The 6,879-nt window shown below is 43.1% G+C and carries 5 protein-coding genes and 1 pseudogene; all 6 read left to right on the top strand.

The window, feature by feature from the left end; translation table 11 throughout:
- The first annotated feature begins 88 nt into the window (after positions 1-88).
- The 6 genes and pseudogenes from ACESTK_RS16390 (at position 89) to hisC (ending at position 6,808) form a co-directional block, all read left to right on the top strand.
- Positions 89-810, top strand: a pseudogene (locus ACESTK_RS16390) (IS5 family transposase).
- A gap of 87 nt (positions 811-897) precedes the next feature.
- Entirely contained in the window at positions 898-1,257 is a 360-nt protein-coding gene (locus ACESTK_RS16385; protein WP_178090551.1) for an MGMT family protein, read from the top strand.
- Positions 1,258-1,317: 60 nt separating this feature from the next.
- Positions 1,318-2,817 (top strand): phospholipase D family protein, encoded by a 1,500-nt coding sequence (locus tag ACESTK_RS16380; RefSeq protein ID WP_347087774.1) that lies wholly within the window; start codon positions 1,318-1,320, stop codon positions 2,815-2,817.
- Positions 2,818-3,243: 426 nt separating this feature from the next.
- The gene (locus ACESTK_RS16375) at positions 3,244-3,420 is read left to right on the top strand and encodes a DUF6783 domain-containing protein (protein ID WP_334285795.1); all 177 of its coding nucleotides are present in this window, start codon (positions 3,244-3,246) and stop codon (positions 3,418-3,420) included.
- 111 nt (positions 3,421-3,531) lie between these two features.
- The gene (gene mgtE / locus ACESTK_RS16370; protein ID WP_373120251.1) at positions 3,532-4,926 is read left to right on the top strand and encodes a magnesium transporter; all 1,395 of its coding nucleotides are present in this window, start codon (positions 3,532-3,534) and stop codon (positions 4,924-4,926) included.
- 817 nt (positions 4,927-5,743) lie between these two features.
- Complete coding sequence (gene hisC, locus ACESTK_RS16365) at positions 5,744-6,808, top strand: histidinol-phosphate transaminase (RefSeq protein ID WP_373120249.1); 1,065 nt, start codon at positions 5,744-5,746, stop codon at positions 6,806-6,808.
- The last annotated feature ends 71 nt before the right edge of the window (positions 6,809-6,879 follow it).

Here is a 6,879-nt window from a genome sequence, read left to right as displayed (position 1 = left end):
ACAGAACGAAGAGCCAATGGCAAGTTAAGATGGGGAAAACCTCATTTTAACTTGTACTAAATCTTGACATAGTACCAAATGGAACCGTATAGCTCCATTACTGCTGCCTGAAAATTCCGGAAAACAGGGACGCCCCCAAAAGTGCAGCCGGACAATTCTGAATGGAATTGTTTGGATTGCTCGTAGCGGAGCTCCATGGCGAGACCTTCCAGAACGTTATGGTTCCTGGCAAACTGTTTATTCCCATTTCCGTAAATGGATTGAAGACGGCACCCTTGATAATATTTTTCGTGTTTTGAGCTTAGAAGCCGAATTAACAGAACTGTCAATTGACGCTTCTATTGTCAAAGCTCATCAGCATAGTGCTGGAGCAAAAAAAGAGGGTCACCAAACGAAATCGAACACAGCCGTGGTGGAGCCAGCACAAAAATCCATGCAGTTGTAGATGCATACGGTTATCCGGTTTATTTTATGATCAGTGAAGGGCAGCGTAACGATATCAATTACGCAATCCCTTTGCTGGATCATGTCAATCCCAATGGAAGTAATGTATTGGCAGATCGTGGATACGACTGTAACAATCTAACTGATTATATCTATGCCCATGGAGGAGAACCAACGATTCCTTCTAGAAAAGGTGCTAAATTTGAACGCCATTGCGATTGGTGGCTTTACAAAGAGAGACATTTGGTAAAAAATTATTTTCTCAAATTGAAAGCTTATCGTCGAATTGCCACCCGCTATGATAAGCTGGCTTTAACTTTCTTGGGATTTATATGTATCGCTTCAATATTAATTTGGTTAAAATGAACAACTTACAATGTTTTTCAAACAGGCTCTAGCAGTTGAAATACTACATGACAAAATAGAAATGAATAAAAGTAGGTGACAAAAGTTATGATTGACGATCCCTTTTCAGATTTACTGAAAACAAACAAGCGCAAAGAAAATATCTCCAAATTAAACGATGATCTTGCCTATGAGATTCTTTCCGTGGTGGAGGAAATTCCGGCGGGGAGAGTGGCAACCTATGGACAGATCGCGAAGCTGATCGGGCGGGAGAAGAATTTCAGATTGGTGGCGAGAGTGTTGTCACATGCAGAGAACTATGGGAAGTTTCCCTGCCATCGGGTGGTGAACCATATGGGGAGGCTGGCGCCGGGGTGGACAGAGCAGGAGTGGCTGCTGAAAGGGGAAGGAGTTACTCTGAAAGAAAATGGTTGTGTAGATTTGAAGAAATATTTGTGGGAATGTTGATTTTAGAAAGGGTGTATAACGATAAAGAAAAATCTAAAACAAATACGGAATATATTGCTATTGTTTTTGCTTATTGTAGTACTGGTAAATGTTTTTGCGCCGCTGTATTGCAGGAAGCCAGATGAAAAATTTGCGGAAACGCTGAAACAGACAGAATTTACTTCCGATACGCCAAGGGGCGAACGGATCCGCTGTATTGATGATAATGAAGAGGCACTTTTGTGGCGTCTGCGGATGATTGGAGCGGCGAAGAAGAGTATTGTACTGGCAACCTTTGATCTGCGGGCAGATGAAAGCGGAACAGATCTTCTTGCAGCATTGGATCAAGCTGCCAAAAGAGGTGTGGAAATCAAACTGTTGATTGATGGTATTTACCAGCAGCTTTTCTTGAATGGAAGTAAAGACTTTCAGGCGTTGGCAGCGAGGGAGAATGTAGTTGTTGGTGTTTACAATCCGGTGACTCCAGCAGGCTTATTTAAGCTGAATTACCGTATGCACGATAAATATGTGATCGTGGATGACGAAATGTATCTACTGGGTGGACGCAACAGCAATGATATTTTCCTTGGAGATTATACCACGGATATCAATGTGGACAGGGATATTCTGGTGTGGGATATCACAAAGGGCGAGGGAGAATCTTTGCAGGAACTGGAAGCGTATTTCCGGCAGATATGGAATGAGGACTGCGTGCAAATAAAGGGTGGAAGAAAAAAGAATAGTTCAGATATTTCTGTGTCAGAAGAAGCATCGGATGACAGTGAGGGTGCAGAAAGCAATTCAAAAAACTCAAATATTGTGAATGGAATACCGAATGTTGAAAATGAAATTACAGACGAGACACAGGAAAAACTTTCAAAGTACGAAAAACAGTACCAGTCTTTAGAAATGCGTTACGCTTCCCTAAAAGAAAAATACACCGATATTGAAGATTACAGCTCCTGGCAGGAGGATACCATTCCGGCGAATAAAATTACGCTTGTCAACAACGGAACCCATGCAGGTCCCAAAACGCCCCTGGTACTTCAGACAATCCGCTATCTGGCGCAGAACGCAGAAAATGTAACGATCCAGACCCCATATGTGATCTGCAACGGATACATGTACGACACTTTAAATGAGATCGCGTCCCATGCCCAGTTAAAGATCATTCTTAACGCAGTAGAAAAAGGCTCCAACCCCTGGGGCTGCACCGACTACCTGAATCAGAAAAAGAAAATTCTGAATACCGGTGCCGATGTCTATGAGCTGATGAACGAGGTTCCAGTTCACACAAAAGCAGTCCTGCTTGATGACCGACTCTCTATCGTTGGATCCTATAACCTGGACATGAGAAGTACTTATCTGGATACGGAATTAATGCTTGTTATCGACAGCAAAGAACTGAATCAGCAGATTCAGTTTACGGAAGGTACTTACATAGAAAAAAGTAAAGAAGTTCTGTCAAACGGACAGGAGACCGAAGGGGGACAGTACGAAACGAAAGAGCTGAACTGGCAGAAGAAGCTGTTCTATGGAGTATTAAGAATTATAATAAGACCATTGCGCCAGTTGCTGTAATTGATATCGTGTTGATTCTTTTGAGACGGCTTTTGCCGTCTCTCTTTTTCTATTTGCCCACAGAAAAATGACAGCTATGTAAAGAAATGGAAAGAAACCTGAAAAAATCAGGTGAGAAATCAGGTAAATAGCAAAATAGGAATTGATTTTTTGTATAAAAGCAGTTAGAATGACCTGTGGGAATAAAATATATTCCCACAAAATCTAAGAACAAAGGCAGGTGAACAGAATGGATAGTTGCGATTCTCATGGGCGAAGTAGTTGCATAGGATGGAAAAACGAAATGACAGATGAGCATCGCGCACATTCTGTTCTTCTTTTCATGTAAAAGGCGCATTGCGCTTAAGAACACTGTTTCATTTCTTTTTTCTATCCTATGAGTTCTTCAGAAGAATCCAATATTCCCTAGAACCTGTTTGAAAAAGCATTTCCGCAATCTGCGCTCCATTTTGCAGTATATTTTACCCGAATTCGGTTGCCGTAGCCCACTATGGTGCCCTCATTCTGGTAAAATCTCCCACAAATTGTGACGTACATCTTGCAGAAAACCTTTTTCAAACACGCTCAAAGAACAGAAAAGCTATACGCTTATATTCTGTTTAAATACGGATTTTACTGTCCGTAAAAATGGACTTTGTATAAGTCCGTCAAAAATACATAAGATAAACACCTAGAAATGGTGAACTGTCTTATTGTCAGATTGGAGAAAGTAGGATGGAGAAAAGAGTGCAGGACTACACCCAGGATATTCTGGCTGTAGTAAGAAGTAATACCTCTCCGGCAGCTATGAGCGATAAGCTGGGAGATTTTCATGCCAATGACATTGCAGATGCAATGCCGAGGCTGACTGTTCAGGAACGCTGCAAACTGTACCGTATTCTGGAACTGGATATGCTGTCCGATATTTTTGAGTATACGGACTCAGATAATGCAGCAGAATATGTGAAAGAAATGGATGTAAAAAAAGGTGCAGCCATTCTTTCACGCATGGAGACTGATGCCCTTGTAGAGGTTCTTCATAAGATTGATAAAGCCAAAAAGAAATTGCTGTTCGAATTAATGGATGATGATGTCCGCCATGATATTGAGATGATCGCTTCCTTTGATGAGGATGAAATCGGCAGCCGCATGACGACCAATTGCATTATCATTCGTGAGAACCTGACTGTGAAGCAGGCTATGAACAGCCTTGTAGAACAGGCTGCTAAGAACGATAATATTTCCACAATCTTTGTGGTAACCGAGTCACAGAAATTTTACGGAGCCATTGATCTGAAGGATCTGATCATTGCAAGACAGGACAAATCCTTGGAAGATCTGGTGGCAACCTCTTATCCATATGTATATGCCGAAGAGGATATTGACGACTGTATCGAAGAACTGAAAGCCTATTCCGAGGATTCCATCCCCGTGCTGGATAATGATAACCGCCTTTTGGGTGTTATCACATCAGCCAATATCATCGACCTGGTTGATGATGAAATGGGAGAGGATTACGCCATGCTGGCAGGTCTTACCGCAGAGGAAGATCTGAAGGAACCGCTGAAAGAGAGTATGAAGAAACGTATGCCATGGCTGCTCGTTCTTCTTGGTCTTGGAATGGTTGTATCCTCTGTGGTAGGTGTCTTTGAGAACGTAGTTACCCAGCTTCCTATCATCATGGCCTTCCAGTCCCTTATATTGGACATGGCCGGAAACGTTGGTACACAGTCTCTGGCTGTTACCATCCGTGTTCTGATGGATGAGTCCCTCACCGGTAAGCAGAAACTGGAACTTGTATTTAAAGAAATGCGGATTGGTCTTTGCAATGGTGCGTTGCTTGGTATATTGTCCTTTGTACTCATTGGACTTTACATTTACTTATTTAAAGGAAAGACTTTGGTATTTGCATACGCCGTATCCGGCTGCATCGGAGTCGCCCTGCTCCTTGCAATGCTGATCTCCAGTGCCGTAGGTACCTGTATCCCACTGTTTTTCAAAAAAGCAGGTGTAGACCCCGCCGTAGCCTCTGGCCCATTGATCACCACCGTCAACGACCTTGTTGCTGTTGTGACATATTATGGACTTGGCTGGGTATTCCTCATTGGAATCCTTCACCTGGCAGGTTAATAAGATTATATTGAAAGCTCTTTGGGAAGTCATAAAAATTCCTAAGGGGCTTTTTTATGGTTAAAAAGTTCTTCAGGAGGGACGCATTTGGACAATGTGTATTACTCACTCGCCGGCGCAACGCTCCAGCAAACTAAGCGCTAACTGCGACTAATGCGTTCGGGAGAGCCCTCACGCATAAGTCTACGTAAGCGCTGGATTTCGCTTACGCTAAGAACGCGCCTGAAATGGCTCGCTGGAGTAATACACATTGCCCAAATGCTGTGTACTGGCTGGGACTTGCTGGTTGAAAAGAACTTTTAACGAAGGGGGAGGGGGAGTGATTGGTTTCCCGATACTTTCCTGACAGCGATAGATTAAAAAAAACAATAAAGTTGCGGGATACCAACTACGTCACCCCACCCCCGTTGTTGTCGTTATAGTTTCTTTCTTCCCTTTCCAGCAGCCAGCGATTTTGCAATGTATATTCGCAAGCCGCGCATTTCAGGAGCGGTTTTAGTGGAGGCGAGATCCATGACTTACGGAGACTTAGGCGCGAAGGCTCTCCTGAGCGTCTTAGTCGTAGTTAGTCATTAGCTTGCCGGAACGCCTGGACGCGCGGCGGTGAATATACATTGTGAAATCGCGTCCGGAATAACGACCAATCCACAAAATAGCAATATAACCGCAGAAAGAAGTACCGCAACACCCCACAGCGAAATTTGACAAACTCCAAGGAAAAAAGTAAAATACTAATAACTATGCAGAAACATGCATACTACAGATTTTTTCAAAAGGAAATTATAATAAAAATACGAAGAAGCGAGGATGGACCGAAATGAATACATGGGAAGCAAACATTCGTAAAGTAGTACCTTATACACCCGGCGAGCAGCCCAATCAGCCGGACATGATCAAGCTGAACACAAACGAGAACCCATATCCCCCTGCACCAGGCGTGGAGAAAGCATTACACGGGATTCAGCCAGATACCCTCCGCCTTTATCCGGATCCTACAGCTGGCGACCTGGTACATGCAATTGCCCGGAGCTATGGAATGAAAGACGAGCAGGTTTTTGTAGGTGTTGGCTCAGATGATGTACTTGCCATGAGCTTCCTAACCTTCTTTAACTCAGATAAACCGATCCTTTTTCCAGATATCACCTATTCTTTCTATGACGTATGGGCGGATCTTTTCAGAATCCCATATGAATGTAAAGCTCTCGATGAGAACTTCTGTATCCGCAAAGAAGATTACTTCGGAGAAAACGGCGGGATTATTTTTCCAAACCCCAATGCACCTACAGGCGTGGAGCTGCCCCTCGGTGACATCGAGGAGATTCTCTTACACAACCGGGACGTCATTGTGATCGTAGATGAAGCATATGTAGATTTCGGAGCGAAATCAGCACTGGAGCTTATAGAGAAATATGACAATCTCCTGGTAGTTCAGACCTTCTCCAAATCCCGTTCCATGGCTGGAATGCGTATCGGCTTTGCGTGCGGCCATCCACAGCTGATCAGTTTTCTGAACGATGTAAAATATTCCTTCAATTCCTACACTATGGATCGTACCACTCTTGCAACCGGTGTGGCAGCTATCCAGGATAAGGCATATTTTACAGAAACCTGTGAGAAGATTATTGCTACCAGAGAATGGGCGAAGAAAGAACTGGCTGCCCTTGGTTTCACATTCCCGGATTCTAAGACCAACTTTATCTTTGCTTCTCACAAAAGCTGTCCGGCAAAAGAAATTTTTGAGGCCCTTCGTCAGGAGCATATTTATGTAAGATACTTCCCGAAGCCGAGGATTGACAATCATTTGCGGATCACGGTAGGGACTCAGGAAGAAATGGAGAAATTAATACATTTTCTGGAAAAATATCTAAAAAATCATAAATAAGTGAAAAATATCTGTTTGAACGAAAATTCTGTTCTGGTGATTTTTTAATACGCTCTGGAGCCTGTGTGAAA

Source organism: Ruminococcus sp. Marseille-P328 (assembly GCF_964249465.1).
GTDB classification, from domain to species: Bacteria; Bacillota; Clostridia; order Lachnospirales; family Lachnospiraceae; genus Blautia_A; species Blautia_A faecis.
Note: the sequence above shows the minus strand (reverse complement) of the source record. Positions and strands in the feature narration are given on the sequence as shown.